General features: G+C 44.5%; 15 protein-coding genes and 2 pseudogenes. 6 read left to right on the forward strand and 11 right to left on the reverse strand.

All coding sequences use genetic code 11. The features are described from left to right. The 5 genes and pseudogenes from VB714_RS11125 to VB714_RS11145 form a co-directional block, all read left to right on the forward strand. Nucleotides 1–218: pseudogene (locus tag VB714_RS11125) on the forward strand (hypothetical protein); the annotation flags it as partial. 65 nt (nucleotides 219–283) lie between these two features. Further along, nucleotides 284–694 (forward strand): DUF4332 domain-containing protein, encoded by a 411-nt coding sequence (locus VB714_RS11130; RefSeq protein ID WP_204103635.1) that lies wholly within the window; start codon nucleotides 284–286, stop codon nucleotides 692–694. A gap of 101 nt (nucleotides 695–795) precedes the next feature. After that, entirely contained in the window at nucleotides 796–1,209 is a 414-nt protein-coding gene (locus VB714_RS11135) for a biopolymer transporter ExbD (protein WP_323224084.1), read from the forward strand. Nucleotides 1,210–1,233: 24 nt separating this feature from the next. Beyond that, nucleotides 1,234–1,656, forward strand: a complete 423-nt coding sequence (locus VB714_RS11140; RefSeq protein WP_323224086.1) for a biopolymer transporter ExbD — start codon at nucleotides 1,234–1,236, stop codon at nucleotides 1,654–1,656. Nucleotides 1,657–2,021: 365 nt separating this feature from the next. Continuing rightward, nucleotides 2,022–3,860 (forward strand): ATP-binding protein, encoded by a 1,839-nt coding sequence (locus tag VB714_RS11145; RefSeq protein WP_323224088.1) that lies wholly within the window; start codon nucleotides 2,022–2,024, stop codon nucleotides 3,858–3,860. On the opposite strand, the gene VB714_RS11150 is transcribed toward VB714_RS11145, so the two are convergent. The 5 genes from VB714_RS11150 to VB714_RS11170 all read right to left on the reverse strand — a co-directional run bounded on the left by VB714_RS11150 (nucleotide 3,857) and on the right by VB714_RS11170 (nucleotide 7,940). Further along, nucleotides 3,857–4,246 carry a helix-turn-helix domain-containing protein gene (locus VB714_RS11150; protein ID WP_204106417.1) on the reverse strand — a complete coding sequence of 130 codons (390 nt, stop codon included), beginning with the start codon at nucleotides 4,244–4,246 and terminating at the stop codon, nucleotides 3,857–3,859. The two genes, VB714_RS11145 and VB714_RS11150, sit on opposite strands and share 4 nt — an antisense overlap. Further along, nucleotides 4,215–4,991, reverse strand: a complete 777-nt coding sequence (gene panB, locus VB714_RS11155) for a 3-methyl-2-oxobutanoate hydroxymethyltransferase (protein ID WP_323224093.1) — start codon at nucleotides 4,989–4,991, stop codon at nucleotides 4,215–4,217. The genes VB714_RS11150 and panB overlap by 32 nt, the downstream gene beginning before the upstream one ends. Before the next feature lie 39 nt (nucleotides 4,992–5,030). Further along, nucleotides 5,031–6,089, reverse strand: a complete 1,059-nt coding sequence (locus VB714_RS11160; RefSeq protein ID WP_323224096.1) for a ligand-binding sensor domain-containing protein — start codon at nucleotides 6,087–6,089, stop codon at nucleotides 5,031–5,033. A gap of 219 nt (nucleotides 6,090–6,308) precedes the next feature. Next, nucleotides 6,309–7,154 carry a metal ABC transporter permease gene (locus tag VB714_RS11165; protein WP_323224098.1) on the reverse strand — a complete coding sequence of 282 codons (846 nt, stop codon included), beginning with the start codon at nucleotides 7,152–7,154 and terminating at the stop codon, nucleotides 6,309–6,311. A gap of 30 nt (nucleotides 7,155–7,184) precedes the next feature. Next, nucleotides 7,185–7,940 carry a metal ABC transporter ATP-binding protein gene (locus VB714_RS11170; protein ID WP_323224100.1) on the reverse strand — a complete coding sequence of 252 codons (756 nt, stop codon included), beginning with the start codon at nucleotides 7,938–7,940 and terminating at the stop codon, nucleotides 7,185–7,187. Nucleotides 7,941–8,111: 171 nt separating this feature from the next. Between VB714_RS11170 and VB714_RS11175 the strand changes: the two genes are divergently transcribed. Next, nucleotides 8,112–9,065, forward strand: a complete 954-nt coding sequence (locus VB714_RS11175) for a metal ABC transporter solute-binding protein, Zn/Mn family (RefSeq protein ID WP_323224101.1) — start codon at nucleotides 8,112–8,114, stop codon at nucleotides 9,063–9,065. A gap of 11 nt (nucleotides 9,066–9,076) precedes the next feature. On the opposite strand, the gene VB714_RS11180 is transcribed toward VB714_RS11175, so the two are convergent. The 6 genes and pseudogenes from VB714_RS11180 to VB714_RS11205 all read right to left on the reverse strand — a co-directional run. Continuing rightward, nucleotides 9,077–11,188 carry a hypothetical protein gene (locus VB714_RS11180; protein WP_323224103.1) on the reverse strand — a complete coding sequence of 704 codons (2,112 nt, stop codon included), beginning with the start codon at nucleotides 11,186–11,188 and terminating at the stop codon, nucleotides 9,077–9,079. Continuing rightward, entirely contained in the window at nucleotides 11,185–12,009 is an 825-nt protein-coding gene (locus VB714_RS11185) for a right-handed parallel beta-helix repeat-containing protein (protein WP_323224112.1), read from the reverse strand. Before VB714_RS11185 ends, VB714_RS11180 begins: the two co-directional genes overlap by 4 nt. Then, a complete protein-coding gene (locus VB714_RS11190; protein WP_323224106.1) occupies nucleotides 11,892–12,818 on the reverse strand; it encodes a hypothetical protein in 927 nt (308 codons plus the stop codon). The genes VB714_RS11185 and VB714_RS11190 overlap by 118 nt, the downstream gene beginning before the upstream one ends. Beyond that, complete coding sequence (locus VB714_RS11195) at nucleotides 12,811–16,305, reverse strand: hypothetical protein (RefSeq protein ID WP_323224108.1); 3,495 nt, start codon at nucleotides 16,303–16,305, stop codon at nucleotides 12,811–12,813. The genes VB714_RS11190 and VB714_RS11195 overlap by 8 nt, the downstream gene beginning before the upstream one ends. Further along, nucleotides 16,302–17,411 (reverse strand): hypothetical protein, encoded by a 1,110-nt coding sequence (locus VB714_RS11200; RefSeq protein WP_323224110.1) that lies wholly within the window; start codon nucleotides 17,409–17,411, stop codon nucleotides 16,302–16,304. The genes VB714_RS11195 and VB714_RS11200 overlap by 4 nt, the downstream gene beginning before the upstream one ends. A 526-nt stretch (nucleotides 17,412–17,937) precedes the next feature. Then, nucleotides 17,938–18,036, reverse strand: a pseudogene (locus tag VB714_RS11205) (IS1 family transposase); the annotation flags it as partial. Nucleotides 18,037–18,071 lie beyond the last annotated feature (35 nt).

Here is an 18,071-nt window from a genome sequence, read left to right on the forward strand (position 1 = left end):
TCTTAACCTATTTAGAAGCAACCCCCACTGTCTATACTTTACAATTTAGTTATCAGGGGGAAGAAATTTTCTTTGATCGCCTCTTTCCCTTTCCCCACGAAAGCACTCGTATTTCTCTGGGAGTACAAAAACCCGACCTCTTTACCTGTCATGGGTTATGCTTAACTCAGCAGCCTATTTTGGATTTAGCGATCTTTCCCAAAGCGATGACTCATTGAGTGCGCGATCAATACTCTTAAATCTAACTGCATTTGCCTCGCAAATTTCCCATTACAGCAAAATTATGAGCTTTTTAAAAACTTGGTTGGTCGCAGAACTTCCCGGTATTAGCGATGAGGATAAGAAATCATTTCATTCCCTCGGTATCGAAAACACCGACCAATTATTGCAACAGGGAAATACATTAGAAAAAAGAAATGCGATCGCCGCAGAACTCAAATTGCAACCCCAACAAGTTAATAAATGGGTCGCCCTGGCAGATTTGGCGCGCCTTCCTGGGGTAGGATGCAGCCATTGTGGACTACTGCTACATTCTGGGGTTGCTTCTGTTGCTCAACTCGCTCAAACCCCTGTATATCGCTTGCATCGGCAAATGTTACGCTTTCAAGTTGCTACCCTCAAACGCCGCGATTTATGTCCTCCTGTCGAACAAGTTCAACAATGGGTTTTTGAAGCACGAACTCTGTTTCCGTAGATTATTTTTGTAAGCTATCTTCGATGAAGATTGCTGCAAAAATAGCTACAAAAATAGCTACAAAAATGATATTACTGAATCTTGAATTTTGAGTTAAATTCATGCAGTTTAATCGTCAAAAAAAGAGAACAACATTACCTGAAGTCAACCTCATTCCGACTATTGATGTGGTAATGTGTGTTTTAACGTTTTTTCTCATTATTTCTCTGACCCTCAAAGGCCAGCAGACCCGTAATTTAGAATTACCAACAGTGGGAACGAGAGCAACGGGAAATGTTAAGATTAAAGAAGAAATATTAAGTTTTTCTCTAAATCGGCAAGGCTCCCTCTTTTGGCGCGATCGCCTTCTCTCAGAAGCAGAAATGACAGAAACAGTACAAACATTTTTATTAGCAAATCCCGACGGTAAAATTATCTTAGAAGCCGATCGCCAACTTCCCTATCAAAAAATTAGCCAACTGCTGCAAAAACTGGGAGAAATTGGCGGCGATCGCGTTTCCCTTGCGATTCAATAAATCATTATTAATAAATTATCATCAATGAATTTTAGAGGGAGAAAATACAGTTCGCAAATTCCTAAACTTGACCTCATTCCCTTACTCAATGTGATGATGGTAGTTTTGGCGTTTTTTGTACTCATTTCTCTCTCTTTAAGGACTCCTCCTGACAGTGTAGAAGTTGAACTTCCTAAAGGAGAAGCAGGAGGAAAAATTGCAGGAGAAGTAGGAGAGAATTCAGCGATCGCCTACTTCAATACCAAGGGAGAATTTTTGTTTCAAGGGCAAATCTTAACTGAAACAGAAGTGCGATCGCAAATTCTCCTTTACTTACAGGAAAACTCGCAAAATAACGTTTTCTTAGTTGCCGATCCCGATGTTCCCTACGAACAGGTTATACAGGCATTGAGCCAGATGCAAGCTATTGACGGCGATCGCGTTTCTTTAGGTCTATTCTCTAATTGAACGGGAAGAGAATGCAATAAAGATTTGATTAATCGTGCTTATTTTTTACATTTCTTAATATTTTTCGAGTAAACACTTTTTAAAATATCGACAATTAAATACAAACAGAAAAAACTGATAGCTCACATATTTTGTACCACAATATGTTTAAATAAACGTAAATAACGAAATAAGGATCGAATAATTGTGGCGGTATTTGGGGTAGCGCTACGCAAAGTAATAAGTTTTATTAAGGGTGTGCAGTTTTTTCTAGACTGGCAAACGATGTCTTTTCAGCAGTAATTTTTCCAACGATATTAAACCTCTCAATAATGAAAAATCAATCTTCCTCGATGTCTGTAGCTGGCAATCGAAAGCGTACCTTCATGGATTCAAACTCAAACCCTAAGCAACCTAAGAAAGTTTCCACAAAACTCAAATATTGTGTCGATAAAATTTCTCTGCCTTGGATTGAGCGATCGCTGAGTCGGTGGAATATTGCCCAAAAATTTGCCTACAGCTACGCTTTAGCTTTAGGGATTGCTATTGTCGGCACAGGAGTGGGATTAATTTTAGGAGACTATTACGAAAGACAAGCCTTCGCAGCCCTTACCCTCACAGATAAGCAAGAACACTACTTGGACAATGTAAAAACCGCCGTTTTGGAGATGCGGTTGCATCCACAGAAATTACTACCCACCTTTGGTAAGACGATTTTTTTCGACTTAGAAAGGGCGAGGTTTTCCCTGTACGTCAATCGCGTAGAAAAAAATCTCGCCGATCTCGATCGCTTTCTGCAAAATAATTCCCATCACTTAAGCATTACTCCCGAAGAATTGCGCGAGATTAGAGAAGATATACAAGGGTATGAGAAAACAACAGAAAATTATCGCTCTGCGATCGCCGGACTTTGGCGACAACTCGATTTTGCCAACTTAAACCCAGAAGAAATTGCCTCGGGTCGCTTGCAACTTTTAGCGTTTATGAGTAGCCCTTCTTATCTCAAACTCGAGATGCGCTTCAATCGCCTTGCAGAAGATATAGAACAAACTTCCCTGGCCACAGAAATACAGCAAAATCGAGCCACCCAAAACCTAAACAACATTCGCAAAGTCCGTTTATTTATTATTGTGGGAAGTGTGGGATTGAGTGCGGCGATCGCGGCTTTTCTCGCCCTATTAACCAGTCGCGCCATCGCCCTTCCCCTCATTGCCGTTAAAAATATTGCCCAACAAGTCACCCAAGAATCTAACTTTAACCTCCGCGCCCCTGTTACCACCACCGATGAAATTAGCGCTTTAGCAATATCCCTCAACCAACTCATTGAGTGGATGAGCGAATATACCCGAGAACTTCAACAAACCCAAGCACAACTCATTCATAGTGAAAAAATGTCCAGCCTCGGGCAAATGGTCGCCGGAATCGCCCACGAAATTAATAATCCCGCCAGTTTTATTCACGGCAATATCCAGTATCTCGATGATTATATGCAGAATTTGCTGACATTAATTCAGCACTATCAAAGAGAATATCCACAACCCACCGATGCCATTCTTTCGCAAATCGAGGAGATTGATTTAGAGTTTTTAGTGGGAGATTTCCCCAAAATTCTGTTGTCCATGAAAGAAGGAACATATCGGATTAAATCTATTGTCACTTCCCTACGAAATTTTTCTCGGTTGGACGAATCGGAGATGAAAGCCGTTGATTTGCACGCGGGTTTAGAGAGTACATTGATTGTCCTGCAACACTATCTCGGCGATCGCATTAAAATCAGCAAAGATTATCAGGATTTACCCCTAGTAGAATGCTATCCCGCTCAACTTAATCAGGTTTTCTTACATCTTCTCACCAATGCCACAGATGCCCTAAAAGACCCCCTCTTTTTATCACTTCAAAAACAACCTCAGATTGTTATTCGGACGGAAAAGATCGACAGTACGCGAGTAAAGATAGCGATTAGCGACAATGGTATAGGTATCTCCTCAGACATTCAAGGTAAACTATTCGATCCTTTTTTCACCACTAAACCCGTTGGTAAAGGCACCGGTTTGGGACTATCTATTGTTTATAAAATTGTTGAAAAACATCAGGGAATAATTAGGTTAAATTCGGTTAAAGGTGAAGGAACTCAAGTTGAACTCATCTTGCCCATACACCGCGATCGCGGTAACAGTGTCGAACTGCGGGAATATACAAGAAAAACACAAGAAAAATCGGGTTAGATTATGTTCCGATTTTTGGGAACCATCTCCGGCCTGTATCTTTGGGAGATAGCCACTAACAGCGAATACATTTCTTCATTACTCATCCCTTCAATCCATTTTTGTAAAGATTGTGGGCTTTGACTTTGAGCAATTTCCAGACCGTATTCCTCTCGCGACCCCGGAGAAATATTTTCCAAAGCATTGAGAATTTCATCTAAAACCGCATCCGTCGCATTACGATTGCCACGAAAAAATTGAGAAAGATGATTTTCACTAATGCCTGTCAAGCGACTGATGGAAACATTGGAAATTTTATATTTGTTCTTGATTTTTAAAAGCGCTTTGCGATGGATGGACAGATCGAGCTTTTCTTCAACGGGGGAACTTTTGCTCTCGCACTTCATTAATAAATTCTCCTACTGCTTGAGTCGCCATTTGGCGAAGATTAAGATAAGTTTTAGCAAAGGGAGGCTGCTTTTTAGAGAGTCCGAGCAAATCTGCCGTTACCAGAACTTGCCCGTCACACTGAACACCCGCCCCAATGCCAATGGTGGGAATCGGCAATTGCGCCGTAATTTGAGCAGCCAACTCTGAGGGGATATGTTCGAGAATAAGCGAAAATGCTCCCACTTCAGCCACGGCGATCGCGTCTCGTAAAATTTGCTGCCCTTGTTCTTCCGTCGTGCCTTGTTGTTTATAACCCAACTGGTAAACCGATTGAGGTGTTAAGCCAACATGACCCATCACAGGAATGCCAATGGCAGTCAATTTGCGAATAGTTGCCAAAATATCTGGACTCGCTCCCTCTACTTTAACAGCCTGTGCGCCTGCTTCCTTCAACGCTCGTCCGGCAGAGCGAATTGCGACTTCGATACTCTCTTGATAGCTGAGAAAAGGCAGATCGCACACCACTAAAGCGCGTTTTGTACCGCGACAAACGGCGGCGGTATGATGGAGCATTTCATCAAGAGTAACGGGTAGGGTATTTTCATAACCTAGCGCCACCATTGCCAAGGAATCCCCCACCAGAATAATATCAATCCCCGCATCGTCAAGAAGGCCGGCGATCGCATAATCCCAAGCTGTCAAGGCCACGATTGTTCGCCCTTGTTGTTTCCACTCAATCAATTGTCGCGTTGTAACTGGCATTGCAATTATTAATTATTAATTATTAATCAATCAATCGCCTTAATAATTATTGGGAGGGTTGCGGATAAAGGCGAGATGAGGACGAACTAAACCCGAGGTTTGACTAATCCATGCTAAACCTTCCGAGGTGCCGACCCAGAGTTTATTTCCCGTGTCAGGAGAGAGGGATAGAATACGACTGGAGGGGAGATCGGGGATTTCTCCGATTATTTTACCGGTTTGAGCATCAAGATGGTATAAGCCGTTTTCCGTACCCACCCAAACGCGACCATTTTGGGCAAAGCGAATTGAGGTGACGCTGCGCCCTGCAAACTCAGGAATTGAGCGGATAATCCGCCGTTGTAGGGGGTCAATTTCCAACAAACCTGCTATTGTTCCCACCCAGATCGTCTCGTTGGGAGAAGTCGCAAGAGCTTGTACAATTCCTCCGGGTAGATTGGTCATGCGACCGATGGGATAGGCGCTGGCGGTATTGATTCGTACTAATCCTTCTAATGTACCCACCCAGAGTTGCCCCTCAGAGTCGAGGGTAAGGGCGTTCGCGCTGACTCCAGGTAAATCTTGCAATGTGGTCATCAAAAAGCCGCGATCGGGGCTAATGAGGGCAATGCCGCGATCGGTTCCTGCCCAAAGATAACCGCGATTGTCGATGAGGAGGGATAAAATTCGATTGGAGGGTAGCCGGAAACTATAAGCGGTCAATTCGTTACTACGGGGATCGATGCGAACTAAACCGCGATAACTGCCGCCCCAAATACGTCCTGAGCGATCGGAGGTCAAGCTGGAAAGGGTATAATCGGGCAAACTGGTGCGGGCAACGATCGCGCCAGTATTGGGGTTAATACGGGTTAAACCCATCCAGGTTCCTACCCATAAGTCTCCGGTATAGTCTTGTTGCAGGGCAGTAACGCGAAAATCGCGATCGCTTTCTCGTTCATTCTGGGGTTGCGATCGCGGGGGGGCAGGTGGGGGCGCATTTCTGGGAAATGTAGGGGCATTTCGCGCTTCTGGCAACCATTGAGCCACAACAATACTCGGGTGTAAAGATAATAACCCTACGCCCAAAATAGTCCCGATTGTTCTCGTCCAAGAAGCCATAATCATTAATTATCAATTAGCAATTATCAATGCGATCGCAGTGGTGTTGCCCGAGATAATTTCATTGTAAGGGTTTGGAGACCAAACGGTAGATAAGGGTTTGGAGACCAAACGGTAGGTAAGGGTTTGGAGACCAAACGGTAGGTAAGGGTTTGGAGACCAAACGGTAGGTAAGGGTTTGGAGACCAAACGGTAGATAAGGGTTTGGAGACCAAACCCCTACGGTTGTTGATTATTCATGGTTAAAAGTCCTTGTGTGGGGCTGAATAAGAAGGCAAGAATAAATAAACTTGTTGCCACTAAAACGATCGCGGGACCGGAAGGCAAGTTATAAAAGTAACTAATATACATTCCGCTAATACTGGAAATGATGCCAAAACCAACTCCCAATAACATCATTTGATGCAAGCGGGTGACTAATAAATAAGCGGTTGCTGCGGGAGTAATTAACAAAGAAAGCACTAAAATAACTCCTACTGCTTTCAAACTGGCAACAATGGTCATCCCAATGAGAATCATTAAGCTAAAATCAAGAATATTAACGGGTAAGCCAACTGCTTGCGCGCCGAGTTTATCAAAGGTATAAAAAAGAAGTTCTTTATAGAGTAAAATAACGATTGCTAAAACAATAAAAGCAATAATGGAGGTATCGCGAACATCTCCCAGGGTCACGCCGAGAATATTGCCGAAAAGAAAGTGATTGAGGTCGATTTTATTATCTTTTTGGACAATTGTAATTAAAGTAATTCCCAATGCAAAGAAGGCTGAAAAAACAATTCCCATAGCCGCATCTTCTTTGATTTGCGATCGCGTGCGAATGATGTTAATAAAAACTGTACTGAGAATCCCCGCAATAAATGCGCCGATGAAAATATTGGCACCTAAAATAAAGGCGATCGCCAGTCCAGGTAAAACAGAATGACTGATAGCATCTCCCAATAAGGCGAGACGCTGTACCATTAAGTAGCATCCCACAACCGCGCAAATAATCCCGACGATGACAGCAACGATTAGCGATCGCTGCATGAAACCATATTGTAAAGGTTCGATTAGAGCATTTAACATTTAATTAATTTAATTTAATTCAATTCCAAATTAAGCTGCAAAACTAACAGATTCTTCAGAAAAGAAAGTTACTCGTCCACCATAAGCACGATATAAGTTCTCTTCCTGTAAAACAGTTTGCCTTTGTCCTACGGAAATTAATTCTTTATTCAACAAAATTAGATCGTCAAAATTAGTAATTGATTCGCCTAAATCGTGATTCACCACTAACACTATATTTCCTGCATCGGCTAACTCGCGAAAAATAGTAAATAAAATTGCTTCCGTTTTGCGATCGACTCCCACAAAGGGTTCATCAAAAAAGAAAACTTCTGCTTCCTGTGCTAAAGAACGTGCTAAGAAAACACGCTGTTGTTGTCCTCCCGATAACTGTCCGATGGGACGATTTTTAAACTCTAGCATTCCTACTCGCGCAAGTGCTTCTTTTGCAAGACGGTGACTCACTACGGAAAAACGGCGAAATAAGCCCGTTTTTTTAACCCGTCCCATCATCACTACATCCCACACCGTCGCGGGATAACTCCAGTCAATTTGCGTCCGTTGGGGAACATAAGCCACTCGATCCAACTGTTCCTGCAAAGCGCGATCGCCATACATGACAGGTTTCCCAATGGCTGGAATTAACCCTAACATCGCCTTCAATAATGTGCTTTTTCCTGCACCATTGGGACCGATCGCCGCCGTCAGTCGTCCCGGTTGCAGGTCGAGGCTAATTCCCTGTAAGGCTTCTAGGGTGCGATATTTCACCCCTAAATCTCGTATCGCGATCGCGTTTGTTCCGTCCATTTTTTCCCTCCTATTTGGTCGCGTATGGGGCGCAATTAAGCAATTCAGGGCGCAAGCCGCAATTCAGGGCGCAAGCCGCAATTCAGGGCGCAAGCGTTGCGCCCCTACAGTTACTCTAGCAAAAAATGAAAAGAATATGATATAGATTATGAAAGAAATATGATAAAGATTATGATGACTCGCATTTTAAGCAAAAGAGTTCAACGGTGGGCGATCGCCATTGTTGCGATCGGGGTTGCGATCGCCAGTTGCGATGTGCAGAAGACGGAAGAGGAAAGCGATCGCCCGCAAGTTGTCGCAACCAGTACCATTATTGCTGATTTAACTAAGAAGGTGGGAGGAGACGAGATTGAACTGGTTAGCATTCTCAAACCTGGCAATGATCCTCACCTTTATGAACCCGTCCCCCAAGATACGATCGCCCTAGAACGTGCCGATCTCATCCTCTATAATGGATATAACCTCGAACCTGCCCTCATTCGCCTCTTGCAAGGAACGGGTATTCAAGCCGAAAAAGTTGCCGTTGGGGAAAAAGTTAGTCCTCTCAAAAATACCAATTATGGTAAAAACACCCCCGATCCTCACGTTTGGGGCGATGCTGAAAATGGTATTATTATGCTGGAGGCGATCCGAGATGCGCTGATCGAACTATCTCCAGGCGATCGCCAACAATTCGAGGAAAATGCCGAACAAGTGCGAGAATCTTTACAACAATTGGATGTTTGGATCATCGCGCAGATCGCCACCATTCCCCCAGAAAACCGCAAACTCGTCACCACTCACGATGCTTTTGAATATTATGCCCGCGCTTACGGGTTGGAAGTGACAGGGACTTTAATCGGCATGAGTACAGAAGAACAGCCCAGCGCTCAAACTGTAAAAACTCTCTCAGATGAGATTAAAATGGCTGGCATCCCGGCCATTTTTGCCGAAACGACAATTAACCCCACTTTGATTAAAACTGTAGCACAGGAAGCCGGAGTTAAATTAGGCGATCGCGAACTCTATTCCGACTCTATTGGTATCCCTGACAGCGAAGGAGATAGCTATGTGAAAATGCTGGCAGCCAATACTCGTACTATTGTGGAAGCATTGGGAGGGCAATATGTTCCTTGGCAACAATAGAAAGCGATAATTTAATTTACAGTCACTCGAAAGCGAACAAAACCAACATTCTCCGAAGCCGTATTAGAGAGAGATAGCCCTTCAACGACAACGGAACCATTAGGGTTATTAGCATTAGGACAAGCATCGATCGCCACGGGAGTTAAAGCGGTAAAAAATTTCCCTGCATCCGTATCAAGGGCATTATTAGTCTGGGATGCTTCGCTACTCCCTTGCCGCAAGAGAATGCCACGGCCACTCCCATAAGTATCATTCACAAAAGTTGTTTCTTGAGGAACGGGATCGCAGATATTAACATTAGCTAGAGTAGCATCACCATCAGAAAGGAGATAAAGCGTATATTCAACCTCATCGCCACTGGTTAGAGGGGTACTCTGAGGTAAATTAATAATACCAATAGGAGAAAGACTGCTCCACCCCGCAGCATTATCATTAGTCGTACTGGAATCATCCACAAAACTAGAAAAATCAACCCCCGCGATCGCGCTGCCATTGCGGGTAATATTAGTAATGCGTTTGACAATGCGTAAGTTGCCGTTACTTCCTGCTGTTGTTGTCCCGTCACTAATCGCAAAAGTACCCTCAAGGGCAGGGAAAAGCGGAAAATTCACCCAAGTATCAATTCCTCGAATATCACCAAACCTACTGCTCCAAGAATGAGCGCCTCCAGCACTGCTTGTTCCTAAAAGTGAGAAACGAGGATTTGGGGGTGTTCCCCCGACGGAACAATTGAGGGTAGAATTTCCGGTTTCTCCAGAGGCACAGAGGGTATAATTTGTACCGGTATTGGAATCATCGTAATAAATGTTAAAGGGGTCAGGGGGAGCAGTTGTCGGGCTGAGACGTTGAATAATCAGACCATTAGGATTATTTTCGGGATCGAACATAGGAAAGTGAACTTCCCCATAAGAATTTACCAGTTCTGTTTTATAAGTAACATCACTTGCCGGAACAATATCGCCATTACTATCTAAACCATCCCAAGTTACGATATTTGTTCCCGAAGGCGATCGACCGATGAGAATGCGATCGTTACCATCTCCCAAGATGTCATTTTGGTTGAGATCGAGGATGATGGTATAGGTTCCGGTAGTGCCGTTATTGGTAAAAGTAAACTCTCCTCCCGCAGGGGAAGTTAAACCTAGTCCCGATGTTCCATTTACCCCTCTAAATTGAAAATTGCTGGGGGGAGAGGGAATAATCGCTGCTTGGTATAAAAATGTCATTGTACCGTTTGGCAGCCTAGCTGAATTGGGCATTGAGGTATCGGGAGGGTTAATAAACAATTTCTGGGTGATATCATCGGATGTATCGGCAGCAGAAGGCAGGTGAATAGAAAATCCTGGAGGAATTGTACCAGGATTGCTCCCCGCAAATTGCAGCGATCGAAAAATGGGTTCGCTATTCGAGTCCCGAAAGCCTTTATTGTTGGCAAAAAAGATGAATCCAAAGGGATCGATGCCATTGAGATTGATTTGGTATTGAAACCCTTGATCGGTTAAAACTACTACTTCTGAATTGAGCGATCGCCCATTAGACCCCATGTTCCAAGGAAAATAGTTAGCATAAACCCGTCCGCTTTGTGCAACTCCTCCATTGGTCACGGTGATATCCCATGCAGTGACAAAACCATCATTACTATCTTGGGTTGGCCAATTATTACTGGCGGCGATCGCGGTAGGATTTGCGGCTGCACTCCCTACCGCCGTTGGGTTAGGGCTGATAAAATCAATCTCCCAAATTCCTTCTTGACCCGCACCTACCATCACAGTACAAGGAGTATAACTCTTGCTTGTTTCTTGAGTGCGATTGGCAATTTGACAGCCCGTAGTAAACGTTCCCGAAGCTCCATCGGGGGCGCGATAATTAATGGCCGCCGAACCAAAACCGAGGGCAGAAGAGGCAAGATCAATATCTTCTCCCCCTCGGGCAAATACTTTAATGGAGGTGCGAAAAGGAACCCCTCCCGAAACATCGTTGGTGTAATTTAAGAAAGGGCGATCGCCACCATTGGCAGTTAATTCTAGGCTTCCTTCCGATCGCGCTGGACTGTTCCAAAAGGCAACAGGCAGAAGGCAACAGGCAACAAGAAGCGTTTTAATTGATAATTGATAATTGTTCATTGATAATTGAAAATGGTTGCATTGAGGGCGGGTTCTGAGGTGCCGTAGTTGGGGTGAGTCGCGATCGCGCTGATGCGTTCTCCAGGTCTTAAATTAGTTAGGGAAATGGCAAATTTCCCCTCTTCATTGGTAGATACAGAAGCAAGAGGAACATTTAAGGGTCCCGCGAGGTTGACCTCGTTCGGTTCTTCTAAGACCCGGTATAGGTCCACCCGAGTGCCGGATTCTGCCTTTCCCGAGACGTTAACCGCACCGGAAGGAAAGCGAAAAAATTCTCGGCTGTCAAAACGCGGTGCATTGATGCCATAATTAGCAGCTTGACGGCGGCGATGGTGTTCTGTGAGGATGGGATTAATGCCGTCACCATTGTGGTAGTTCTGCACTCCCGATCGCTGTTGGGAAATGAGATCGATACTCAATCCCTTGACATTGGTAAATTGATTATCGGTCATAAAAACCCGTTCGGAGTTGGGGACAGCAGCAACAACAATTCCCGCACCAGGATGATTGCGAATTTGGTTATTTCTGACGAGGCGATCGCTTCCCATAAGAAAGATTGCCGCACGGCGAAAACGTTTACTATTATCAGAGATTAAATTATCTTCGATCGCAATTTTGCCTTCTGGTTTAAACGCATAGATGCCACTTCCGGCATTATTTTGAATTTGATTCCCCGCGATCGCGCTGTTGTGAATTTCCCCTTCTAAACGAATCCCATCGGGCATTCCTGCAAAGCCATTATTGGCGATAATATTGTTCTCAATGAGCAAATTATTAGCACGAATCCCCGTGATAATACCGCTTCCCTGCACTCCTTCGATACGATTGCGAATAATACTGGTGCCATTACTATTGAACACATAAATCCCAAAAGCCGATTGACGATCCCCCCTGCCCCCCTTACTAAGGGGGGAGTCGATCTTACTAAGGGGGGTGTCGATCTTACTAAGGGGGGAATCGATCGCCGAACCCAACCAATTATCCTCAATCGTATATCTTTGGGAGCGCGATCGCCATTCTCTAAAGGAAATTCCCAGTCGTTAGATCGCGGTAACTGGGTATCTATGCGAGGGAAGGGATGGGAAATGAAAATGTCGGCGATCGGGGTTCTTTCTGTTGCGGTAGAAGTAGCATTAAAACCGTATAGATGCAAACCGCGAATGGTGATGCGATCGCCAGTTATTGTCAAACCCCGCATAATTTCCCTTCCTGATGCTGGGGTAATGCGAACAATAGGCTGAGGAATGGGAGTATTTCGCACATATCCAGGTTGAGTTGTGCCGTCGATCGCCACCGATCGCGCAATTTCCGGTAAAGGAGATTGTAGTTCAATTTGGGTGCGATCGCCTGGCAAATTAAAAACAATACGGGGGCGATCGAATAAAGATAAAGCTGGTAATGTTTGCACTAAAGTACGCTCTTGAGGGGATAATGCTTCAAGAGATAAGGTGCCATTGGTTAGCGCGATCGCCTCTCTGAGGGTTATTTCCTCGTCAGGTTGTAGGCGATCGGCACTACTATTGACCGTGATGAGTTGTTTGTTCGTTGCTATTTGTTGTTTGTTTGCTAATCCATTTTCAACATTAATTAACCCAAAAACAGCTAACCCAAAACCGAAAAATCTATTCATTTAGCACTTCCTCCTGTTGCAAGGGTGTAACGCTTTGTCGTCCAAACCCGTTAAAGAGTTCGTTCACTTTCATCGTCACCCCAAAAAATACGCCATTATTGGAACGATAGCCGCTAAAGTCTGCATCATCGACATTCCCGAAAACATAGCCAACTCCTAAACGGACATCGGGGGTGAGATAGTAACCCAAATCGACCACCCAGCCAAATTCACTAAAATTAGCCGACGGTTGCCCCAACCAGCGCATCTCCGTGGAAATATCCCACTGATAGCCCAAACGGTAAGTTGCTCGCATTTGTCCCAAATGAATAAAAGTCTCGCTACTAAAATTATCCGACAACTCAGTTAAACTATACCTGAACGCATATTTCCCGTAAAACTCCCAACGCCAATTAGGAGCGTAAATCGCCTCAACCCCAAAGAGATGATCCCGATATCCGGTACCGCTACTAAAAAGCAAAGTATCGGGAACTGTAGAGGGATTATAACGGTATTCGTAACGCAAGAGAGCATTAAATGCGTCATTTTCTGGATCGCGATAGGCTAAACCCACTTTTAAATGTGCCGTCGGTCCCAAATCTTCCAACAGTTGATTGGCTGCACTGGCTTGCTGAAAGCGCACTAAAGCCGTTAAAGCAGGGGTTATTTTGCCCGCCGCAGCCGCTCGAACTACAGTATTACTCCCTTGGGAATTGTCGCGATGTTCTACCCGCGCAGAAGCCTGAAAATCGGGGTTGAGAGTATATTCAAAACCAACGCTGTAGGACTCTCCTCCCGATATATTCAGGGAAGATCCGCTTTGTCCCGTGGCAAAGGGCTGAGAAAAGCGAAAACCCGAGGCGGTTTGACTGGAGATTTCTGTGAGAATGCGTTCGTAACCTACATCTACGTGAAAACCGGGGGAAAGAGTCCAACGATGATGCAAACCGATCGCCTCTTCTCCTCGCATCCCATTTTGGCCGCCAACGAGGGCATAACGGCTGGTAATAGTTGTATCTTCCCCGATTTGGCGTTCCATCGCCGTACTGAGGCTGGTGATAGAATTATCTCCTAAGAGTCCTCCATTGAAGAATTGGTGGGCAAATTGCAAGGTTGTACCGGGCTGCATCTCCCATTCCAAGCCTAATGTAGTCCGGTTGGGATAAATTGGGTCGCTGCTGTTGTTTAAATTAAGTTCATTTTGCCCTCGAAAAGCAAGGGTTTCGGTGATGGGGATGCGTACTCCCGTGACGATTTGCGAGGCACTACTATTGAAGGTGTCTTCGATGCGATCGCCCCTAGTACGATTAACATAGTCTAAATTTGCTGTCACTTCCCCCAATTGTTGTTGAACTCCTACCCGCACTTCTGTAAGGTCGTTGTTAACGCGATCGCCGGAGGGGTCTTCACTTCTGGCACTGAGGAGGTCAAATTGGGGGTTAAAGGGATCAAACAGGGTGGTGCGAACTTCTGGTGCAAATCCGAAGTTTTCCTCGTAGTCGTAACTGGCACTTAAAAGAGTCGTGGGGCTAACTTGGGCGGAAACTGAGGCACCGTAGCTGGTTTGACCTGGAACAAAGGAAGAAGTTGCTGTATTGTTAAAATCTTCCTCAACGGATTGATAATATGCCTCTGTGCGAACAGTTGGGGAGATATTTCCGGTAAAACGCAGGCGATAAGCGGAGTCTGACTCGTCGGCTTCGAGGGAGGAGGTTTTATCGCTGAAGGCATATTCGCCAACAATTGCGGCGTGAGGAGAGAGGGAGATGAGAAAATCGGCACTATAAAGTTTATAGTCGATCGCCCCTTGGTCTTCTTGCCAATAGGAGAAGGCTAACCATGAGGGGGTTTCAAAGTCGTGAGAAAAGTTATATTGGGCGCGACCTGCTAAAATGCTAGTTTCAGATCCCCCTTCATATTGGTAAGTTGCAACGATTTTACGGGACAGACTATTGACATAGGGATCGAAATTGAGGGCTTGTATGGGACGACGGAACAGGATTGTACCGCGATCGTAGTCGATTTCGTAGTCTTGTCCGCGACTGAGACGTTCTGTTTCAACAATCCTGCCAGGGCGATTGACTTCTTCGCTTTCAATGATAATGCTTTCGCTTCCTTCCACAAGAAGGCGATGGGAGAGAAAATAGTAACCGCTAGTACCGTCGGGGGCAATAGTATCTCGTTGAAAACCCTCTACGTCGGGACTATAGAGGGCGCTAATTTGTAAATCTCCGACGCTAATATTGCTTTTAAAGCCGTGGAGTTGGCGAGTTTGGGCAGAAAACACCTGAGAGGGGCGATCGAACTCGCTGCTGGTGTAATCTCCCCACATCAAGTAATCCGGTTCCGCGCCAATAGTGGGGGAAGTGCGTTCCAAACGGAGGTAAACACTATCAATGGAAGGGGTGATATAATCAACCGTCGAACTATCGCCATAAACGGGATATTGCTGTTCGCACATTTGCGGACCGCGAAAAAGGCGAGTAATACCGTCGCAAGTTTGATTGAGAGGGCGATCGCTATTATAAGCGGCAGTGACTAACCATTCTCCCACGGCACCGATCGCAAAGAAAGCGGCATCTAAATCGACTTGTACTCCTTCATCGAGGGTATAAGGTGCCAGAAAATCCCGTCGCGATCCCCAAAAATCCGTCCCACTGGTCCCGATCCGCAGATCGACGACTCCCGACACCAAAGAAGGGCGCAAATGCGTTACAAACTCTACCTGAGTAAAGGTTTCTAATACTGTTCCCTGTTGCCTTTCCCCCATTTCCTGTTCCCTATCTAATGCTGCACGAATCTGCACTTTTTGCGCTTGAATGTCCGATCGCAGTCTGGCTCGAAAGCTGCCATCTCGTGCTAAAACTTGAAAACCGGGGCGATCGGGATCGCGATCGCTGTCGATGAATTCTCCGGCACTGGCGGTTAAAGTCACTAAAGTTTCTCCCGTTAAAGGATCGCCGTTTTCATCGCTAATTTTTCCCTCAAAAACGAGGGTAGAACGTCCATCGGCGGGAAGGCGCGGATCGCCAACGGGCTTTATTTCTAGGGCGATCTGGGGTTGTTCGACGGTGACGCGAACAATGGTCGGATCGGCATTATTGGCGGAAACGGCGATCGCATTATTGCCCACTTTTAGGGGGATATTGTACCAAATTTGAATCGCTAAATTTTGGCTTTCATCTCGTTCCAAAGTCGTAATGGTATCGCGATCGAGGGGTTTCCCGTTGATGCGAATGGTTACTTCACTCTCGGCATGATATTGCAAAATTAAGTGAGTTGAATTTTCTCGCGTCTTTCCTGGTATAGGGGAGAGAATGCGAACTTCATCGGGGGACAGTTTTTCATTGGGTACATTTTCTAATACAGCGCGAGGACTATCTCCAGGTTGCAAGTCTGCCAAAAATTCAAGTTCTGGAGTTGCGGCTAAAGTGGATTGAAAGGCGCTATTTACGCTCAATAACGCCAAAGAAATCAAGCCGAGAGAACAAAGTTTTAATTTCATCATTTTTGTCTCCCTTGTTGGGAATATTGTTGAGTGTTTTTAGATGCACCCTGATGCAAAAATGAAGGATCGGAGATGAAAGATAAACGATCTTTTTCTTCCCTGCTTCCCCTAATTTCTTCTCCTGAAGCTGGAGTGACGGCAAAATTCATGCGTACCAATCCTCCTGGTGCCAAACGAACAAGACGAGATTGGCTGTTGCGTTCGATAAAATAAAGATTTGGGGCGAGGGTATAACCTGGTAAACTGCTTAAATCTAACGTGCCGCTACGATTCCCCGATACGACATTGGCAAGGGAAAATAGTCCCTCTGCATCTGTTGTAATGCGATTGCCATCATCCATAAAAATAACCGCATTAGGAACACCAGGTTCGCCCTTTTGCTGTTCCCCATCAAAGTTTTTATCCACAAAAACTCGTCCGATAATTGTACCGCAATCGGATAAAATACCATCGCGAATTCTAACTAAAAAACTGGCTAAATTACTGCGGGTTTCTTGTGCCGTATTTCTGCCATCTCCGCGCACTGCATCGGGTGTCACAACAGCAGCATAGATAACATTGAGAGTTTGTCCTGGAGACAGACTGGGATAAGTAAAGAAAAGAGTACGGTTTTCGTTAGAAACTCCTGATAAACTAACAGAAGTTGTACTACTATTTTCAAATACTGCTGCTTGTACGGATTCAGGAAGAAAATTTAAACCCAGGGGTAAATTGTCGGCGATCGCAACATCTGTCGCTGTTGTTGTTCCTGTATTGTTGAGAGCAAGGCGATAAATAACCGTATCTCCAGGTTCTGCGGCAGCGCGATCGGCTGTTTTGAGCAGTTCTAGGCGGGTTTCTTCGACAAAGAAAGAAGTCGAGTTTGAAGTTATCGTACCACTTAAATTTCCCCCCGTACTAAAACCGCGATTGGTGACTTCTTGAGCCAAAAGGCGATCGCCCAATAAGCTACTAACAAAAAAGCTACTCAGGAAAAGGAAAAGAATGTAAGCGTGTAGATATTTTTTTTTCTTGTTCTTTGGGGAGAATAAGAGATGAGAGCAAAGAGGTGCGATCGTGAAGAAGTTCTCTAATTTACCTTTTAATGCTGGCCTCGGCAAATCCATTGTGTTGTCGTCCTTTAACGGAAGCTATTATTGGGTCGATTATCATGCACACCTCAATTATTAGTACGATCGTCCCTGAAAATCTTTTTTTTGAGATCGGTAAAGTTTTCCCTGAGAGAAAAATCTCAATTCCATCATAAGCAAAGAAAATATTTCTGGCAACTGTTGGGGAAAGAAAATCGGAAAATATAGATTTATCTCGATACAATGTTGCTGAGGCAAAGTCTATATAAATGTTACTTTGTTCTACTGAAAAACTCACATTTATATAATAAGTTTGATTTGTTGAATTTCTCTAGAACTCCGATAAAAGCAAAAAGCGGTAGGCTTTCTGTTTCTCAAAATCTCTCATCTCATTAAAAGAGGATTATTTAAAAGAGCATATTATGGTAACAGAAATTTTGCTTTTTATAGAATTTCAAGGATAGAGAAATTGCGATCGCAGAGTAATGAATTGCAGAAAATAATGCAATGGGACTGAGTATTTTTTCTTAACAAGTTCAAGGCGTTGGAGAATGCGTAATGTTTAAGCTGGAACTGGCACAGTTTTAAATCTCAAGTAGTGTACAAGTAAACGAATCGAATACTTCAACATCGTTAGAGATTTAGAGTAACAGAGAGTTTTTCAGTAACATACCAAAAACTATGCCAAAACTGAAT

It is taken from the genome of Spirulina sp. 06S082, from assembly GCF_034932145.1.
Lineage (GTDB): Bacteria > Cyanobacteriota > Cyanobacteriia > Cyanobacteriales > Spirulinaceae > CCY15215.

Excerpts from the sequence above, each read along its gene's own strand:
- VB714_RS11145 (WP_323224088.1), top strand. The coding sequence starts at position 2,022 with ATGGATTCAAACTCAAACCCTAAGCAACCTAAGAAAGTTTCCACAAAA.
- VB714_RS11180 (WP_323224103.1), bottom strand. The coding sequence starts at position 11,188 with ATGAACAATTATCAATTATCAATTAAAACGCTTCTTGTTGCCTGTTGC.
- VB714_RS11140 (WP_323224086.1), top strand. The coding sequence starts at position 1,234 with ATGAATTTTAGAGGGAGAAAATACAGTTCGCAAATTCCTAAACTTGAC.
- VB714_RS11170 (WP_323224100.1), bottom strand. The coding sequence starts at position 7,940 with ATGGACGGAACAAACGCGATCGCGATACGAGATTTAGGGGTGAAATAT.
- VB714_RS11200 (WP_323224110.1), bottom strand. The coding sequence starts at position 17,411 with ATGGATTTGCCGAGGCCAGCATTAAAAGGTAAATTAGAGAACTTCTTC.
- VB714_RS11195 (WP_323224108.1), bottom strand. The coding sequence starts at position 16,305 with ATGATGAAATTAAAACTTTGTTCTCTCGGCTTGATTTCTTTGGCGTTA.
- VB714_RS11130 (WP_204103635.1), top strand. The coding sequence starts at position 284 with ATGAGCTTTTTAAAAACTTGGTTGGTCGCAGAACTTCCCGGTATTAGC.
- VB714_RS11135 (WP_323224084.1), top strand. The coding sequence starts at position 796 with ATGCAGTTTAATCGTCAAAAAAAGAGAACAACATTACCTGAAGTCAAC.
- VB714_RS11175 (WP_323224101.1), top strand. The coding sequence starts at position 8,112 with ATGATGACTCGCATTTTAAGCAAAAGAGTTCAACGGTGGGCGATCGCC.
- VB714_RS11190 (WP_323224106.1), bottom strand. The coding sequence starts at position 12,818 with ATGAATAGATTTTTCGGTTTTGGGTTAGCTGTTTTTGGGTTAATTAAT.
- VB714_RS11150 (WP_204106417.1), bottom strand. The coding sequence starts at position 4,246 with ATGAAGTGCGAGAGCAAAAGTTCCCCCGTTGAAGAAAAGCTCGATCTG.
- panB (WP_323224093.1), bottom strand. The coding sequence starts at position 4,991 with ATGCCAGTTACAACGCGACAATTGATTGAGTGGAAACAACAAGGGCGA.
- VB714_RS11160 (WP_323224096.1), bottom strand. The coding sequence starts at position 6,089 with ATGGCTTCTTGGACGAGAACAATCGGGACTATTTTGGGCGTAGGGTTA.
- VB714_RS11165 (WP_323224098.1), bottom strand. The coding sequence starts at position 7,154 with ATGTTAAATGCTCTAATCGAACCTTTACAATATGGTTTCATGCAGCGA.